The sequence below is a fragment of the Promicromonospora sp. NPDC060271 genome (assembly GCF_042726755.1).
Lineage (GTDB): Bacteria > Actinomycetota > Actinomycetes > Actinomycetales > Cellulomonadaceae > Promicromonospora.
This window is the reverse complement of sequence record NZ_JBHXBG010000052.1, coordinates 16,075-31,421: the sequence shown is the minus strand read 5'-3', so window position 1 is coordinate 31,421 and position 15,347 is coordinate 16,075. Positions and strand designations below refer to the sequence as shown.

Below are 15,347 nucleotides of genomic sequence, written 5' to 3'. Positions count from 1 at the left end.
GTGCTGGGTATTTGTCCTCTCGGAACGTTCCGAGAGGACAAATACCCAGCACTCAACGGTCTTACGACGGGTAGGTCGCGCGGGGGGCGCGGGGCGGGGTGTAGCGGGTGAAGGCTGCGGGCGTGTCGACGAAGATCGTCTCGAAGTTCTCGTCCCACGTCGCCACGACCTGGGTCTCCGGCGGCAGGGCGGCGGCGGCCCTGCCCGTGGCGCGCGGGTTGAGCGGCGGCCAGACGCCGGTCCGTACGCGGCGTTCGAGGGCCTGGATCGCGACGATCTCCTCTGCCGCCGTCACCGTCGGGTGTCCGCCGCGCGCGACCCAGAGGTTGCGGATGTCCCCGCACTCGGCGCGGACGTGGTCGGTGTAGGACCGGACGTCGGCGGCCGGAGCACCGCCGTCGCCGGTGGCGTGCACCGTGAGGACCGGGACATCGAGGTCACCAGGGGAGGTGTGCTCGGCCATCCGTGCGCGCGCGGCGGGATCGGCGTCGTACCGCGTCCCGGCGGCCAGGGCGTCGAGGTCCGCGCGGAGCTGGTCCTTGCCGAGGCCCGCTGCCTCGTACGCCGCTTCGACGGTCCGGCGTTCCGCGGACCGGCGGAACAGCTCGTGGTAGTCGACGTCGGCGTTCGTCGACGGGTTCCCGCCGAACGTCTCGGCGATGTGCGCCCGGTCGACGGGCCCGTGCCCGTTGAGGTAGGCGTTCACGACCCATTCGCTCAGCGCGTGGGCGGCGTCCAGCGGGTCCTCCGGGCGCGGGGTCGCGAAGTCGAACCAGGCGGGGACCTGGGCCAGCGATCCCGCGAGCGCCATGCGGGCGTTCGCCTCGGGGTCGCCCAGCGCCCCGTACGCGGCACCGGTCAGGGCGGCCTGCGACGCCGCCGGGTCGGCCGGGTCGATGATCTCGACCGGGTTGCCGTTCTCGTCGACCAGGTCGTCGAACAGGAGGGTCATCGCCGCGTACTGCACGTCGAGGGCCGCGTCCCAGCCACCGAGCGGGTCGAATCCCGCGGACGTCCCGAGCACGCCGTCCACGCGCGGGTCCTGTTCCGCGTGCAGAGCGACGATCGCACCGCCGAAGGACTGACCGTTCGCGAGGGTCGTGTCCGGTTCGCCGATCTCCTCGGTGAACCAGTCCAGGACGTCCTCCTGATGGTCGACGGCGTCAGGCAGCGTGTAGCCGAATCCGTCGTTGCCGTACATCGAGCCGGCCAGCGCGTAGCCCTGGCTGGTCAGCCACTCCTCGGTGCGGGAGTTGTTGGCGAGCTGGTCGGGGATCTCGAACCCCAGCTCCGCGAACTGTGTGGGGAAGTAGCCGTGCGCGAACAGCACGAGGGTGCCGTTCCAGTCGTCGGGGACGACGGCCCGGTAGTCCGCGCCGTCGATCGTCCCGGTGTACTCGACGACTTCGCCGGGCACCGCCTCGACGGCGACGGCGGCCGGCAGGGCCGATGCCGTCGCGATCAGGGCCAGGGCGGATGCCAGGGCTGCCGGTCGTACATGCTTCATGGTGTCGCTCCTCGGTGAGCGGCACGCTCGCTGCGCGCCTCCTGCACGGTCCGACGACGGACCGACGGCGTACTCATCGTTGAGTGCTGGGTATTTGTCGCTCAGAGCGTTCCAACACGACAAATACCCAGCACTCAACGCATCGGGGACGGGGATCAGGCGGCCGGCACCGGGGCTTCGTCGAGCAGCTCCAGCAGGTGCGGGGCGGGCGAGTCCTGCCGCTCCCCCGCACCGGTGACGACCGAGACGACCCAGTCCGCCCCGCCGTCCGGCAGCAGCGGGACCACCGCCAGCCGCGCGGCCTGCGGCTTGGCCGCGACGTGCCGCGGCACGAGCGCGATGCCGAGCCCGCGGTCGACCAGGTCGAGCAGGGTGTGCACGTCGTTGACGGTGCACCGCACCAGGCGGTGCACGCCGCGCGCACCGAGGGCCTCGTCGTTCATCCGGCGGATCGCCCAGGAGGGGTGGAAGTCGACGAAGGTCTCGCCGCCGAGCTCGGCCCGGTCCACCGCCGGACGGGACGCATACGGGTGTTCCGGCGGGCACAGGAGCACCACCGGCTCCCTGCCCAGTACGGCGCGCGGCAGCACGCCAAGATGGTCCGACGTCGCGACGAACGCGGCGTCGAGGTCGCCGTCGCGCACCCCTGACAGCAGCTCGTGCGAGCCCGCCTGGGTGAACGCGATCTCCACCCGTGGGTAGCGGCGGTGGAACCGTTCGAGCAGGGAGCCGACGTCGACGAAACCGAGGCACTGCTCCGCCCCGACCCGCAGGGTTCCCGCGAGCTCGCGGGAGACCTGCACCACCGCGTCGCGCGCCTCGGTCGCCGAGGAGAGCATGGAACGGGCAAAGGGCAGCAGCGCCAGGCCGGCCTCGGTCGGCTCGACCTTGCGCGTGGTCCGCGTGAACAGCCTGGTGCCCAGCTCCATCTCGAGGTTACGGATCGCGGCGGACAGCCCGGACTGGGAGACGCCGGTGACCTCGGCGGCGCGGGTGAACTGCCGCTCGTCCGCGAGGGCGACGAGGTATTCCATCTGACGCAGTTCCATTAAGCAGTACCAGTTCTAGGAATGATGATGGGGAGTTGTTGGACTTCTAGGTTATCGCTTCCTAGTCTCAGTTCTGAACCCGTCGTGACACGAGGAGCTAACTCATGCAGCAGCGCACCATCGGCGGCCGTGCCGTCTCCGCGATCGGTCTCGGCGGCATGCCGATGTCCATCGAGGGCCGGCCCGACCGTGACCGCTCGATCGCCACGATCCACGCCGCGCTCGACGCGGGCGTCACCCTCATCGACACCGCCGACGCCTACCACCTGCACGCCGACGAGGTGGGGCACAACGAGGAGCTCATCGCCGAGGGCCTGCGCACCTACGGTGGCGACACCTCCGGCGTCCTGGTCGCGACCAAGGGCGGGCACCTGCGTCCCGGTGACGGCTCCTGGACCAAGGACGGCCGGCCCGAGTACCTCAAGGAGGCCGTGAAGGCATCCGCCAAGCGGCTCGGGGTCGAGGCGATCGGCCTGTACCAGTTCCACCGGCCCGACCCGAACGTTCCTTACGGCGACTCCGTGGGCGCGATCCGGGACCTGCTCGACGACGGCGTCATCGAGATGGCCGGCATCTCCAACGCGAACCCGGACCAGATCCGGCAGGCGCAGGACATCCTCGGGGGCCGCCTGGTCTCGGTCCAGAACCAGTTCTCGCCGCGGTTCCGTTCGTCGGAGCCCGAGCTGGAGCTGTGCGCCGAGCTGGGCATCGCGTTCCTGCCGTGGAGCCCGCTGGGCGGCATCTCGCTGGCCCGTTCGGGCGAGCTCGGCACCGAGTACTCGGCGTTCCTCGAGGTGGCGGAGGCGCACGGCGTCTCACCGTTCCAGGTGACCCTCGCCTGGGAGCTGGCCCTGGCGCCCGTCGTCGTGCCGATCCCCGGGGCCTCGCGGCCCGCGAGCATCACCGACTCCGCGGCGGCGGCGGAGCTCGAGCTCACCGCCGACGAGGTGGCGCGGCTCTCCGCCGCCTGAGCCTCCCCGACCGCCCACCCACCACAGGAGAGAATCCCCCGTGAAGACCTTCACCCTGCCCGGGACCGACCTCACGGTCCCGAACGTCGTCCTCGGCCTGATGCGCATCCAGGACAAGACGGACGAGGAGGTGCGCGACCTGGTCAAGACCGCCCGCGACGCCGGCATCTCGTTCTTCGACCACGCCGACGTCTACGGCTCCGCCCTGCACGGCTGCGAGCAGCGGTTCGCCGAGGCGATGCAGCTCACGTCGTCCGAGCGCGAGCAGATAGTGCTCCAGACGAAGGCCGGCATCGTGCGCGAGGGGCCGTACTTCGACTTCTCCTACGAGCACATCGTCGAGTCCGTGAACGGTTCGCTGGCCGCGCTCGGCACGGACTACATCGACATCCTGCTGCTGCACCGCCCCGACGCCCTCGTGGAGCCCGACGAGGTGGCGCGCGCGTTCGACGAGCTGTCGGCGGCGGGCAAGGTGCGCTCGTTCGGCGTCTCCAACCACACGCCGGGCCAGATCGAGCTGTTGCGCAGGTCGGTGTCGCAGCCGATCGTCGCGAACCAGCTCCAGCTCTCGGTGACGCACGCGCCGCTCGTGGCGCAGGGTGTTGCCGCGAACATGCTGGCGCAGGACCAGTCGATCAGCCGTGACTCCGGCACCCTCGACTACTGCCGCCTGAACGACATCACGGTGCAGGCCTGGTCGCCGTTCCAGGCCGGCTTCTTCACCGGCGTGTTCCTCGGCTCGCCCGAGTACCCGGAGCTGAACGCCGTGATCGACAGGCTCGCCGCGAAGTACGACGTGCCGGCCATCGCCGTCGCGACCGCCTGGATCACGCGCCATCCCGCGCAGATGCAGGTCGTGCTCGGCACGACCAGCCCCGAGCGCGTTGCGGGCGCCGCCCTCGGGTCCGACCTGCCGCTGACGCGCGCCGAGTGGTACGAGATGTTCCGCGCGGCCGGCCACATCGTGCCGTAACGCCCGAAGGCGCGGCTCTCGGGAGGCCGGACCGGCCCCGAGGTGAGTACAGGACTGCGGGGTGTGTTGCACAGGGTAGACACCGTCTACTCAGCGCAACACACCCCGCAGTCGTGGTCTTTCCACCAGGTCCGTTCCCCAGCTCTACATCGGCGTGATGGGCGTCCGCGTGGTCGGGGTCGGCGTACGGAAGTCCACGTCGGCGCAGTTGTAGAACGCCTCCGGGCTGTCCGACCGGGTCCAGATCGAGTAGATGATGTGGCGACCGGACTTGTTCGGCAGCGTGACGTCCCAGTAGTACTCGTCGCCCTGCGGCCCGCCCGGGCGCAGCGGCGGGTTCGTCACCTCGTTGAACGGGACGGGTTCGAGGTCGTCCCAGGCCAGGGGCTGGTTCGGGTCCCAGCCGTCCCTGGTGATGTACTGCGACCACGTTCCGGGGTGCTTGGCCCAGGCGTTGTACGAGACGGTGATGGTCCGGCCGGGTTCGAGCGTCGTCGTCGGCCAGGCGGTGCCCGGCTCGCGGAACGCGGAGAACCGGTCCTGCGGACCGCACAGGTGCCCGTCCGGGACGACCTCCCGGTGGTTCCCGCCCGCGTTGCTGAGCAGGTTGCCGAACCAGTTGTAGAACGGGTAGTTCCCGTTCACGGCCAGCGCGTTCTGGCACATGCTGTTCTGCGGGTCCAGGTCGCCGCCCGGGTTGCGGCTGAGCGCGTCCACGTAGCACGCGTAGGTGCGGGTGGCCGGGTAGGTGAGCCCGCCGTGCGCGTAGGCGGCGGGCGGGCTGGGCTGTACGACGACGATCGCCGCCGCCGCGAGCAGGACCAGCACGGCGGCCAGTGCCGTCGCCCGGGCCCGGCCGAGTGTGTTGTAGAGGGTCACGTCCGGCTCCTTCGTCGGTGCTCCGAGTGATCAGGTCGTTCGATCCTCGGAGCCCGACGAAGGCCGGACAATCCTCCGTATCGTTTAAGCGATACGACTCAGGGCCGCACGTTGTGGTTCGACGCGAACAGGTTGTTCGGGTCGTACGCGCGCTTCACCTCGCGCAGCCGCTCCAGCGTCGCCTCGGGGTAGGCGTTGCCCACGTCCTGCTCCGTGGCGGTCCCCATGAAGTTGACGTAGCCCCGCCCGCGGACGCCGAGCGCCTCCGCGGCCGACGCCACCCACTCGCTCGCCTCGGGCAGCGCCTCGGCGGTCGGCGCGCCCTTGTAGACGGTGACCATGAAGGCCGGGTCCCGGTGCGCGAAGGCCGTGGCCGCCGGGTCGACCCGCCCGATCGCGCCGCCCATGGCACGGATGTTCAGCGCGGCCGGGCCGCCCGCCGTGGACACCGCGTCGACGGCGGCCGCCGCCCACGCCTCGTCCGGCGACCACGCACCCGTACCGAGGAACCCGGTCCGGGCGTCGCCCACCGCGCCGGACGGCGGACCGCCCGCGCCCTCGAACATCGCCGGGTAGGGCATCTCCTGGACGCCGTCGAGCACCGGCCCGAGCGCGCGCAGCGGGGCGAGCGCCTTCTCCGCCTCGGCGGCGGTGCCCGAGTGGACCAGCAACGCCATGACGACGGGCTTGCCGTGCAGCTCGGCCGGAACCATGGGGGCGGGCGGGGCGATCATCACGTTCACCATGCCCGCGAACTCGTCCGGGCCCTCGGCGAACGCCCGGAGGACGGTGGCGAGCACGGCCGGCGTCGGCTCCCACATCATCATCCCGCCCGTGATCGTGCCGATCTCGCGCAGGCGCAGGTCCAAGCGGGTCACGACGCCGAAGTTGCCGCCGCCCCCGCGCAGCGCCCAGTAGAGGTCGGCGTTCTCGTCGGCGTTCGCCTGCACCACGCGGCCGTCGGCGAGCACGACCTCGGCGCCCAGCAGGTTGTCGACGGTCAGGCCGTCGTGCCGGCTGAGGAAGCCGATGCCGCCACCGAGCGTGATGCCGCCGACGCCGACCGTGCCCGTGTCGCCGAACCCGGTGGCCAGCCCGTGCGCGCCGGCCGCCGCCGTGTACGCACCGGCGAGCACGCCGCCCTGGGCGTGCCCGACGCGGGCCTCCGTGTCGATCTCCACGCCGTCCATGAGGCGCAGGTCGAGCACGAGGCCGCCGTCGACCAGCCCGTGCCTGGCCTGGTGGTGCCCACCGCCGCGTACCGCGAGCGGCAGGCCGGCCTCGCGCGCTACCGCGAGCGCCGCCACGACCTCCTCGGTCGTCCGGACGCGGGCGATCGCGGCCGGGGTGCGGGTGGGGCCGCCGACGAACACGGTCGCGGTCTCGGCGAACTCCGCCGAGGTCGGGGTGAGCAGGCGGTCGCCGAGGACGTCCGCGAGGGGTGCCAGCGCGCCGGCGAGCGCGTCGGCCGAGAGCTGTGGGGTCGTGCTGGATTCTTGCGTGGCCATCGTCGAGCCTCCAAGTGGGGTGCTGGGGGACTTCCCGCTGCTAACGTTAGACATCTAAGCATTAGCCGTCAATGCATTTCGGGGCCGGCCGAACTACCCTTCGTCCATGCGACCAAGCGGGCTGCCCGACGGCGAACCAGGCGGCACGAGCACCGGGACAGGAGCGGGCCGGCCCGGTCCGCTGCCCGTCGTGCCCACGATGTGGCAGTCCGTGCAGCGGGTGATGCGGGCGTTCGACGCGCTGCTGTCCGAGCACGGCGGTAGCTGGCAGGTCTGGCACATCCTCCTCGCCCTGCACCAGGGCACGCCGGCCACCCAGCGCGAGCTCGCCCACGCCGTCGGTATCCGGGAGGCCACGCTGACGCACCACCTGCGCGGCATGGAGGACCGCGGGCTCGTCGTCCGCACCCGCGAGGAGACGAACCGCCGGGTGCAGCGCATCGAGGTCACCGAGGCGGGCGAGACCCTCTACCGGGAGCTCAAGTCCGCGGCGATCGCGTTCGACCGGACCTTGCGGCGCGCGATCGGCGCGGACGAGGCCGCCGTCGACGCCTTCCTGGACACGATCGGCCGCATCGCCGAGTCGGTGCCCGACCGCGGGAACGGACCGGTCCCGGAGGGCTGGCCGGGCAACCGCCCGACGTAGCGCCCGGGGTCCAGCACCGGGAATAGACGCTGCCTCAGGCAACTTTATATGTGTCGTGCAGCACACCCGAGAGCCCCAGCCATGAGTGCACCATCCACCGGCACCGCCGAGGTACGGCTCGGCCTGCGCGGCGACCGCGGCCCGATCCTCGGGGCGCTGATGCTCGCCACGGCCCTGGTGGCCCTCGACGTCACGATCCTGGCGACGGCGTCGACGACGGTCGCGCGTGAGCTCGGCGCGTTCGAGCAGGTCCCGTGGCTGTTCTCGGCGTACACGCTGGCGCAGGCCGTGACCGTCCCCCTGTACGGGCGCCTGGCCGACGTGTTCGGGCGCAAGCGGGTGATGATGGTCGGCATCGGCCTGTTCCTGCTCGGCTCGGTGCTGTGCGCCGTCGCCTGGAGCATGCCGGCACTCATCTGGTTCCGGGTGCTGCAGGGCCTGGGCGCCGGCGCGATCCTGCCGACGTCGCTGACCATCGCCGGCGACATCTACAGCCTCGCCGAGCGCGCCAGGATCCAGGGCTACCTCGCGAGCGTGTGGGCCGCCTCGTCGGTGCTCGGCCCGACCCTCGGCGGCGTGTTCAGCCAGTTCGTGAGCTGGCGCTGGATCTTCTGGGTCAACGTGCCCATCGCGGTCCTGGCCGCCGTCGTCCTGTGGCGCCGGTTCCACGAGAAGGAGCGCGAGGGCGAGCGCGAGCCGATCGACTACCTCGGCGCCGCGCTGCTGACCGGTGGCAGCACGGCGCTGGTGCTCGGCCTGCTCGAAGGCGGCCACGCCTGGGAGTGGGCGTCGCCGGAGTCGGTGGGAATCTTCGCCGCCGCGGCGGCGCTGCTCGTTGCGTTCGCCGTGTCCGCCCGCCGGAACGCGCACCCGATCTTCGACCTGGGCCTGCTGCGGCGCCGCGCGGTCGGTGCGTCGACGGCGGCCGGGCTGGGGGTCGGCGTCATCACGCTCGGCCTGACCACGTACGTACCGATCTACGCGCAGGGCGTGCTCGGCGTCGGTCCGCTCGTAGCGGGGTTCGCCCTGGCGGCACTGATGGTGGGATGGCCGCTGGCTGCCACCGTGGCGGGCCGGATCTACCTGGCCATCGGGTTCCGCTGGACCGCCGTCATCGGCTCCGTGATCGTCCTGCTCGGCGCGCTGCTCACGCTGGGCCTCGGCCCCGGTTCCCCGGTGTGGCACGTCTCGGCGGCCGTCTTCGTCATCGGGATCGGCATGGGCCTGGTAGCCGTGCCGACGCTGGTGGCCGCCCAGCACAGCGTGGAGTGGAACGAGCGCGGCGCCGTGACGGCGACCAACATGTTCTCCCGGTCGATCGGGCAGGCGGTGGGCGTCGCGGCGCTCGGCGCGGTGGTCAACGCCATGACCACCGTTGGGGCGGACGGGACCCCTGACGGACCGGGCCTGGCCGCCGCGGTGCACCTCGTGTTCTGGTGCGTCGTCGGCTGTGCGGCGGTGATGGCCGTGACCGTGCTCCTGCTCCCGCGCGACAACCCCCGAACCGCAGCCGCCGCCCCGTGAGGGGGCGGGTTGACTTCATGTCGACATGAAGTCAGATCCTGGGGCCGTACCGCACGACACCCCAGGAGACGGAGCCCAGCGATGCCCGCACCAGACCCCTCGAACGACCCCGACGCGGCCTACGACGTGGTCGTGGTCGGCGGCGGCCCCGCCGGGCTGCAGGCCGCGCTCACGCTCGGCCGGATGCACCGGCGGACCCTGCTGCTCGACTCCGGCGAGTACCGCAACGCGCCCGCCGAGCACATGCACAACTTCGTGACGCGGGACGGTACGCCGCCGGCCGAGTTCCGAGCGGCGGCCCGCGTCGAGCTGGCCGGCTACGCGACGGTGACCGTCCGCGAGGCGGCGGCGACCGCCGTCGTGCCGGACGGCGCCGGGTTCCGGGTCGAGGTGGGCGCCGCACCGTACGCCGGGAGCGCCGGCGGGCCACCGGCCCTGACCGCCCGCGCGCTGGTGCTCGCGACCGGGATGCGCGACACGCTCCCGGCGGTCCCCGGCCTGGAACCGCTGTTCGGCACCGTCGCCGCCGTCTGCCCGTACTGCCACGGGCACGAGCTGAGCGGCAAGCACGTCGCGGTGCTCGGCAACGGGCCGCACGTGGCCCGCGTCGCGTTCCTCCTGGAGCGCATAGCGAGCCGCCGCACGGTCCTGGCCGACGGCGCCGACCTCGAGCCGGGCGTCCGCGCGCAGCTCGACGCCGCTGGGGTCGCCGTCCGCCCCGAGCCCGTCAAGGAGCTGCGCCGCAGCGCCACCGGTGCCACCGTGTCGTTCGCCGAGGGTCCCGACGAGGAGGTGGGCGGCATCTTCGTGGCGGCCGAGTTCGCCCAGCGCGCCCCGTTCGCGGAACGGCTCGGTCTGCGGATGCTGGCGTCGGGCGCCGTCGAGGTCGATGCGATGGGCCGCACGAGCGTGCCCGGCGTGTTCGCGGCGGGCGACATGGCGCACACCGCGGCCCTGCCGATGCCGATGGCATCGGTCCTCACGGCGGCGGCATCGGGCCTGGTCGCGGCGGCAGCGGCCGACGGCGACCTGCTGGCGCGCGACCACCCCGCCTGACCCGCGTCGTTGAGTGCTGGGTATTTGCGCTTCCGAGGCCCTCGAGAGCGCAAATATCCAGCACTCAACGACGCGGGTCAGGCGGTTGTGGACTCCCGGAGGGTGCGGCGTTCGGCCTCGATCGCCAGGAGCTCGGCGAACGCGGCCTGGTAGGTCTCCGCGTCCGAGGGGTCCAGACGCTGCAGGCGGCTCCGGGCGTCGGCGACGCGCCGCATCAGTCCGAGGTCGAGCACGCGATTGACGACGCCGCCGACGAACGCCGCGATGGCCGACTCCCGGTCCTCCGGCAGGGACGCGACGGACAGCTGCGTGACGACGCCGGCCACCGTCTCGGAGGCCTGCTCCAGCACCGCCCCGACCCACTGTGCCGCTGACACGTCGCGCCCCGCCGCCGCTCCCCCGGCCGCCCGGATCGCCGCGTGCACGGCACGCCAGGCGGGCACGGAGAACGCGTCCTCGCCCAGCGCGTCGAAGGACGCCGGCACGTGCTGCGGGTACTGCAGGACGGCGACCAGGGCGAGCCGCTCGTCGCGGGCCACGGGGTCGCGCGGGTCTGGGGCGGGAAGCTGCTGCCCGCCGCCCGTCGCGGGACGCTCCTCCGAGCCGGCCGGGCCGGGCCGCGACCCGGCGGCCCGTGCCCCGTCGGCGCCCGGCGCGCCGGAGGACCTGCGGTCGCCGTCCGGCACGCCGGGTGCGCGGCGCAGCGACGGGGTCGACGCGACGCGGGCGACCTCTCGCCGCACCTCGTCGATCTCGGTACCGATCCAGCCCGCGACCTCGCGCGTGTAGCCGTCCTGCTGGCTGCGGTCGCGGATCCCCGCGATCTCCGGCGCCGCCGCTCGTACCGCGGAGACGCGGCCCTCGACGGTGTTCAGGTCGAACTGCTTGATCTTGGCCTGGATCACGAACGCGAACAGGGGCTTGCGGCCGTCCACCAGGGCCCGCACCGCCTCCGGGCCGTTGGTCATGCGCAGGTCGCACGGGTCCATGCCGCCGTCCGCGACGGCGACGTAGGTCTGCGCGAAGAACCGCTGGTCCTCGCCGTACGCCCGTTCGGCGGCCTTCTGGCCTGCCGCGTCGCCGTCGAACGTGAAGATGATCTCGCCGCCAACGGTCCCGCCGGACGTGAGCTGCATGCCGCCGCCCGCCGTCGTGTCGCCGAGCAGGCGCCGCACCACCTTGGCGTGGTCGGCCCCGAACGCGGTTCCGCACGTCGCCACCGCCGTCGTCACACCCGAGAGGTGCGCGGCCATCACGTCCGTGTACCCCTCGACGACCACCACGCGCTTGCCCTTGGCGATCTCCCGCTTGGCGAGGTCGATCCCGTACAGCACGTGCGACTTCTTGTAGAGGCTGGTCTCGGGGGTGTTGAGGTACTTGGGCCCCTGGTCGTCCTCGAACAGACGGCGCGCGCCGAACCCGATCACCGCGCCGGTCACGTCGCGGATGGGCCACATGACCCGGCCGCGGAACCGGTCGTAGATGCCGCGCTGGCCCTGCGACATCAGCCCGCTCGCGACCAGCTCCGCCTGCGTGAAGCCCCGGCCCTGGAGGTGTCGCTGCAGCGCGTCCCAGCCCTTGGGCGCGAACCCGACGCCGAACCGCTCCGCGTCGGACCGGTCGAAGCTGCGCTCCGCGAGGAACGTGCGCGCCGCGGCGGCGTCCGGCCCCATGAGCTGCTCGGCGTAGAACTCCGCGGCGACCCGGTTGGCCTCCAGCAGGCGCTGCCGCTTGCCCGGCTCCTCGCGCGGACGGGCGTTGCCGCCCTCCTCGTAGCGGAGCTGGACGCCGGTCTTGCCCGCGAGGTACTCGACGGCCTCGGTGAAGCTCAGGGCGTCCATCTTCATGACGAACTCGATGACGTCGCCGCCCTCGCCACAGCCGAAGCAGTGGTACCGCCCGACGCTGGGCCGCACGTTGAAGCTGGGGCTGCGCTCGTCGTGGAAGGGGCACAGGCCCACCAGCGCGCCGACCCCGGCGGGCTTGAGGGTCACGTGCGCCGAGACGATCTCGTCGATCCGCGCACGCTCGCGGACCTGGTCCACGTCCTCGCGTCTGATCAGCCCGGCCACGCTCCGAAGTCTATGCTCGCCCACCGACACCGGAGGCCAGGGCCGCCGCGCACGTCCGCGCGTACTCGCCCGGCGCCACCCCCACCGCCCGCACGAAGTCCCCCGTGAAGTGCGCCTGGTCGTAGTAGCCGACGGCGGCAGCGAGCCCCGCCAGGTCCAGCGCCGGATCGCGGCCCAGCAGCTCGGCGGCGAGGTGCACCCGGTGCCGCTGAAGCACCCACTTGGGGCTCACCCCCACCCAGTCGGCGAACAGGCGCTGCAGCGAGCGCGGGGTCGTGCCGAGCCGTGCCGCGAGCGTGGCGACGGTCGTCCCGGGCACCGCGTCGGCGATGACAGCGAAGGCCTCGCGGAGCGCCGCCAACGCGGCGGTGGAGCGCGGTGTCCTGGTGCGCTCGGCGGCGGCCCGGAGCAGCGGGGTGACGGTCCGGACGGCGGCATCGGGGCGGCCGTCCCTGGCCTGGCCGATGGCCTCGGCGCCGGCCCGGTCCGCCGTCGGGCCGAGCAGGTCCGCCGGGCCGACGGCGCCCCGCTCGCCCGGATGCGTGAGCCCGAGCAGCGCGCGGTAGCCGCCTGGGCGCAGCTTGGTGCCGACCACGCCGCCCGAGCCGGACAGGGTGCGCCGGTCTACGGCGGCCGAGGGCATCGCATAGACGAGAAACCCGCTCTCCTCCGCGACGACCTGGCCGACCGGGTGGGGCACCACGGCCTGCGTGAAGGTGGCGCCGGGCGGCAGGTCCCAGGTGATGACCCAGTGCCAGTCGACGAGATCGCCCAGGTCCGCGGCCGGCGCGACGCGCGCGAGCGTGAACCGGTCGCGCGCCCCGGCGGGGTTCACGATGCCGAGCGTCGGCCCGGCCTCGAGCGCCTGCGTGACGGCGGGGTCGTCGTCGAACAGCTGTCGCATTCTTCCAAGACTGGCACAGGCGGGCCACGGAAGCATCGGGCGCATGAAGAACTCAGCCCTGCACCCCAACATCGCCGTGAGCGACGCCCGTGCGGCCATCGACTTCTACGAGGCCGCGCTCGGCGCCGAGACCCTCGACGTGATCACGGCCGGCGACGCCGTGATCCACTCCGACCTGGTCCTGCGGTCCGCCGCGGGCGAGTCGACGTTCACCGTCGCCGCCGCGTTCCCGCCGGACTCGGCGGCCCCCGAGCCCGGCGCGCCCACGCACGCGAGCTTCACCATCCCGGTGGAGGACACCGACGCCGCCTACGCGCGGGCGATCGCGGCGGGCGCGAGCAGCCTGACCGAGCCGGCCGACTGGTTCGAGGGGTTCCGGCAGGCGGCGGTCCGCTGCCCGTTCGGCCACCGCTGGTACTTCGTCACGGTCGCCGACTCGGTGACCCCGCAGGACGTCCAGCGCGCGAGCGACGCCTGGGCAGCGGAAGGCAACTGACCCCCACCTCGTTGAGTGCTGGCTATTTGCGCGATCCTGCCCTCGTGGGCCACAAATACCCAGCACTCAACGGGGGACTGAGGGTTGAGTTGGTTTGCCGGGGTGGTGTAGTTCGGTACCCTTTGTCCGACCCGAGGAGGTAAGTCAGGATCATGGGAATCCGGTATCGCAAGCGGCTGGCGCTCGGCCCGCTCAAGTTCAACATCACCCAGAGGGGCTTGTCGTCCATGAGCTTCAAGATCGGTCCCTGGACCTGGAACTCCAAGACGAAGAAGCACTCGATCAACCTGCCCGGCGGCCTGAGCTGGTACAGCAACAACAAGTAGCCGGCGGGTAGCACCGCGGCGGCGGAGGCAGGGCCGAGCGCCCGCCTCCGCGACAGCCGGCGCAGCGCCCGGCACAGGCACCCGTACAACCGCCCGCAGGCCCGGATTCCGGGGATGCCGGCCGGCGTGACTAGAGTGCAAGCGTGGAGCAAGCCCTCGGGAAGAGCATCCCGCCGTCGTACAGCGCGCAGGACGTCGAGCGCTGGGTGACCGAACCGCCCAAGTCGCAGGCCCGGACCCCGTTCGAACGTGACCGCGGGCGCGTGGTCCACTCCTCCGCGCTGCGCCGCCTGGGCGCCAAGACCCAGGTGCTCGGCGCGGGGCACGACGACTTCGTGCGCACCCGGCTGACCCACTCCCTCGAGGTCGCCCAGGTGGGCCGCGGCATGGGCCGCTCGCTCGGCTGCGACCCCGACGTCGTCGACACCGCCTGCCTCACCCACGACCTCGGGCACCCGCCGTTCGGCCACAACGGCGAGACGGCGCTGGCCGAGATCGCCGAGCCGATCGGCGGCTTCGAGGGCAACGCCCAGACCCTGCGGCTGCTCACCCGGCTGGAGCCCAAGGTGATCGGGTTCGACGGCGTCCCCGCGGGCCTCAACCTGACCCGCGCCAGCCTCGACGCGAGCGTCAAGTATCCGTGGGCCTACGGCGCCGGCCCCGCCCGGCCCGACGGCACCGCCAGCCGGAAGTTCGGCGTCTACGAGGACGACCTCCCCGTCTTCACCTGGCTCCGCAAGGACGCGCCCGACGGCGTGAAGTGCCTGGAGGCGCAGGTCATGGACCTCGCCGACGACATCAGCTACTCCGTGCACGACGTCGAGGACGGCGTCGTGGCCGGCCGCATCGACCTGGACCTCATGGCGGACGCCGAGGAGCGGGCGCGCGTGGCCGAGTACGTGCGGTCCTGGTACGGCGAGTGGTACCGGGCCGACGCGATCGACGCCGCCATCGGGCGGCTGCAGGAGTACCTGCGCGGCGAGGGCCACCTGGTGCGGGCCTTCGACGGGTCGCGCGGCTCGCTGGCCTCGCTCAAGGACATGACGAGCCAGCTCATCGGCCGGTTCATCGGCGCGGCGATCGACGCGACGCGCGCCGAGTACGGCGACGGGGCGCTGACGCGGTACGCCGCGCGGCTCGTGGTGCCCGACGAGACGGAGCACGAGATCCTCGCGCTCAAGGGCATCGCGGTGGCCTACGTGATGGCCCCGCGCGGCCAGGAGCCCCGCTACCTGCGGGAGCGGGAGATCCTGACCGACCTGGTGCGTGTGCTGGCCGACCGCGGGCCGGACGAGCTGGAACCGCCGCTCGCCGCGGACTGGCGGGCGGCGCCCGACGACGCCGCCCGCCTGCGCGTGGTGGTGGACCAGGTCGCGTCCCTGACGGACCTGTCCGCGATCGCGCTGCACCGGCGGCTGGTGACCCCGGCCGCGTAG

14 protein-coding genes are annotated in these 15,347 nt (G+C 72.6%); 8 read left to right on the top strand and 6 right to left on the bottom strand.

Annotated features, from left to right (window positions below; genetic code table 11):
- Positions 1-61 precede the first annotated feature (61 nt).
- Together ACFWE2_RS10560 and ACFWE2_RS10555 are read right to left on the bottom strand one after the other, a co-directional pair.
- A complete protein-coding gene (locus ACFWE2_RS10560; protein WP_377224178.1) occupies positions 62-1,507 on the bottom strand; it encodes a hypothetical protein in 1,446 nt (481 codons plus the stop codon).
- A 155-nt stretch (positions 1,508-1,662) separates the two neighbouring features.
- Positions 1,663-2,541, bottom strand: coding sequence for a LysR family transcriptional regulator (locus ACFWE2_RS10555; protein ID WP_377224177.1), 879 nt, complete (start codon positions 2,539-2,541; stop codon positions 1,663-1,665).
- A 119-nt stretch (positions 2,542-2,660) separates the two neighbouring features.
- Between ACFWE2_RS10555 and ACFWE2_RS10550 the strand changes: the two genes are divergently transcribed.
- Both ACFWE2_RS10550 and ACFWE2_RS10545 read left to right on the top strand, forming a co-directional pair.
- On the top strand, positions 2,661-3,527 hold the full coding sequence (locus tag ACFWE2_RS10550) for an aldo/keto reductase (protein WP_377224176.1): 867 nt from the start codon (positions 2,661-2,663) through the stop codon (positions 3,525-3,527).
- Positions 3,528-3,567: 40 nt separating this feature from the next.
- Positions 3,568-4,500, top strand: coding sequence for an aldo/keto reductase family oxidoreductase (locus tag ACFWE2_RS10545; RefSeq protein WP_377224175.1), 933 nt, complete (start codon positions 3,568-3,570; stop codon positions 4,498-4,500).
- A 144-nt stretch (positions 4,501-4,644) separates the two neighbouring features.
- Here the strand turns inward: ACFWE2_RS10545 and ACFWE2_RS10540 are convergent, their stop codons facing one another.
- Together ACFWE2_RS10540 and ACFWE2_RS10535 are read right to left on the bottom strand one after the other, a co-directional pair.
- On the bottom strand, positions 4,645-5,379 hold the full coding sequence (locus tag ACFWE2_RS10540) for a lytic polysaccharide monooxygenase (protein WP_377224174.1): 735 nt from the start codon (positions 5,377-5,379) through the stop codon (positions 4,645-4,647).
- Positions 5,380-5,477: 98 nt separating this feature from the next.
- Complete coding sequence (locus ACFWE2_RS10535) at positions 5,478-6,887, bottom strand: FAD-binding oxidoreductase (protein WP_377224173.1); 1,410 nt, start codon at positions 6,885-6,887, stop codon at positions 5,478-5,480.
- A 106-nt stretch (positions 6,888-6,993) separates the two neighbouring features.
- On the opposite strand from ACFWE2_RS10535, the gene ACFWE2_RS10530 reads away from it, so the two are divergent.
- The 3 genes from ACFWE2_RS10530 to ACFWE2_RS10520 all read left to right on the top strand — a co-directional run bounded on the left by ACFWE2_RS10530 (position 6,994) and on the right by ACFWE2_RS10520 (position 10,113).
- On the top strand, positions 6,994-7,533 hold the full coding sequence (locus tag ACFWE2_RS10530) for a MarR family winged helix-turn-helix transcriptional regulator (protein ID WP_377224172.1): 540 nt from the start codon (positions 6,994-6,996) through the stop codon (positions 7,531-7,533).
- 81 nt (positions 7,534-7,614) lie between these two features.
- Entirely contained in the window at positions 7,615-9,057 is a 1,443-nt protein-coding gene (locus tag ACFWE2_RS10525; protein WP_377224171.1) for an MDR family MFS transporter, read from the top strand.
- A gap of 81 nt (positions 9,058-9,138) precedes the next feature.
- Positions 9,139-10,113, top strand: coding sequence for an NAD(P)/FAD-dependent oxidoreductase (locus ACFWE2_RS10520; RefSeq protein ID WP_377224170.1), 975 nt, complete (start codon positions 9,139-9,141; stop codon positions 10,111-10,113).
- Positions 10,114-10,190: 77 nt separating this feature from the next.
- Here ACFWE2_RS10520 and dnaG read toward each other — a convergent pair whose 3' ends face one another.
- Together dnaG and ACFWE2_RS10510 are read right to left on the bottom strand one after the other, a co-directional pair.
- Positions 10,191-12,185, bottom strand: a complete 1,995-nt coding sequence (dnaG, locus tag ACFWE2_RS10515) for a DNA primase (RefSeq protein WP_377224169.1) — start codon at positions 12,183-12,185, stop codon at positions 10,191-10,193.
- A gap of 10 nt (positions 12,186-12,195) precedes the next feature.
- Entirely contained in the window at positions 12,196-13,089 is an 894-nt protein-coding gene (locus ACFWE2_RS10510; protein WP_377224168.1) for a helix-turn-helix domain-containing protein, read from the bottom strand.
- Positions 13,090-13,132: 43 nt separating this feature from the next.
- Here ACFWE2_RS10510 and ACFWE2_RS10505 point away from each other — a divergent pair, with 43 nt between their 5' ends.
- The 3 genes from ACFWE2_RS10505 to ACFWE2_RS10495 all read left to right on the top strand — a co-directional run bounded on the left by ACFWE2_RS10505 (position 13,133) and on the right by ACFWE2_RS10495 (position 15,347).
- On the top strand, positions 13,133-13,585 hold the full coding sequence (locus tag ACFWE2_RS10505) for a VOC family protein (protein WP_377224167.1): 453 nt from the start codon (positions 13,133-13,135) through the stop codon (positions 13,583-13,585).
- Between the two features lie 152 nt (positions 13,586-13,737).
- Positions 13,738-13,911, top strand: a complete 174-nt coding sequence (locus ACFWE2_RS10500) for a DUF4236 domain-containing protein (RefSeq protein WP_377224166.1) — start codon at positions 13,738-13,740, stop codon at positions 13,909-13,911.
- Positions 13,912-14,054: 143 nt separating this feature from the next.
- Entirely contained in the window at positions 14,055-15,347 is a 1,293-nt protein-coding gene (locus tag ACFWE2_RS10495; protein WP_377224165.1) for a deoxyguanosinetriphosphate triphosphohydrolase, read from the top strand.

What these genes read in the sequence shown, in the direction of transcription:
- ACFWE2_RS10530 (WP_377224172.1), top strand. Translation starts at nt 6,994, where the DNA reads ATGCGACCAAGCGGGCTGCCCGACGGCGAACCAGGCGGCACGAGCACC.
- ACFWE2_RS10525 (WP_377224171.1), top strand. Translation starts at nt 7,615, where the DNA reads ATGAGTGCACCATCCACCGGCACCGCCGAGGTACGGCTCGGCCTGCGC.
- ACFWE2_RS10550 (WP_377224176.1), top strand. Translation starts at nt 2,661, where the DNA reads ATGCAGCAGCGCACCATCGGCGGCCGTGCCGTCTCCGCGATCGGTCTC.
- ACFWE2_RS10505 (WP_377224167.1), top strand. Translation starts at nt 13,133, where the DNA reads ATGAAGAACTCAGCCCTGCACCCCAACATCGCCGTGAGCGACGCCCGT.
- ACFWE2_RS10520 (WP_377224170.1), top strand. Translation starts at nt 9,139, where the DNA reads ATGCCCGCACCAGACCCCTCGAACGACCCCGACGCGGCCTACGACGTG.
- ACFWE2_RS10555 (WP_377224177.1), bottom strand. Translation starts at nt 2,541, where the DNA reads ATGGAATACCTCGTCGCCCTCGCGGACGAGCGGCAGTTCACCCGCGCC.
- ACFWE2_RS10510 (WP_377224168.1), bottom strand. Translation starts at nt 13,089, where the DNA reads ATGCGACAGCTGTTCGACGACGACCCCGCCGTCACGCAGGCGCTCGAG.
- ACFWE2_RS10560 (WP_377224178.1), bottom strand. Translation starts at nt 1,507, where the DNA reads ATGAAGCATGTACGACCGGCAGCCCTGGCATCCGCCCTGGCCCTGATC.
- ACFWE2_RS10500 (WP_377224166.1), top strand. Translation starts at nt 13,738, where the DNA reads ATGGGAATCCGGTATCGCAAGCGGCTGGCGCTCGGCCCGCTCAAGTTC.
- ACFWE2_RS10535 (WP_377224173.1), bottom strand. Translation starts at nt 6,887, where the DNA reads ATGGCCACGCAAGAATCCAGCACGACCCCACAGCTCTCGGCCGACGCG.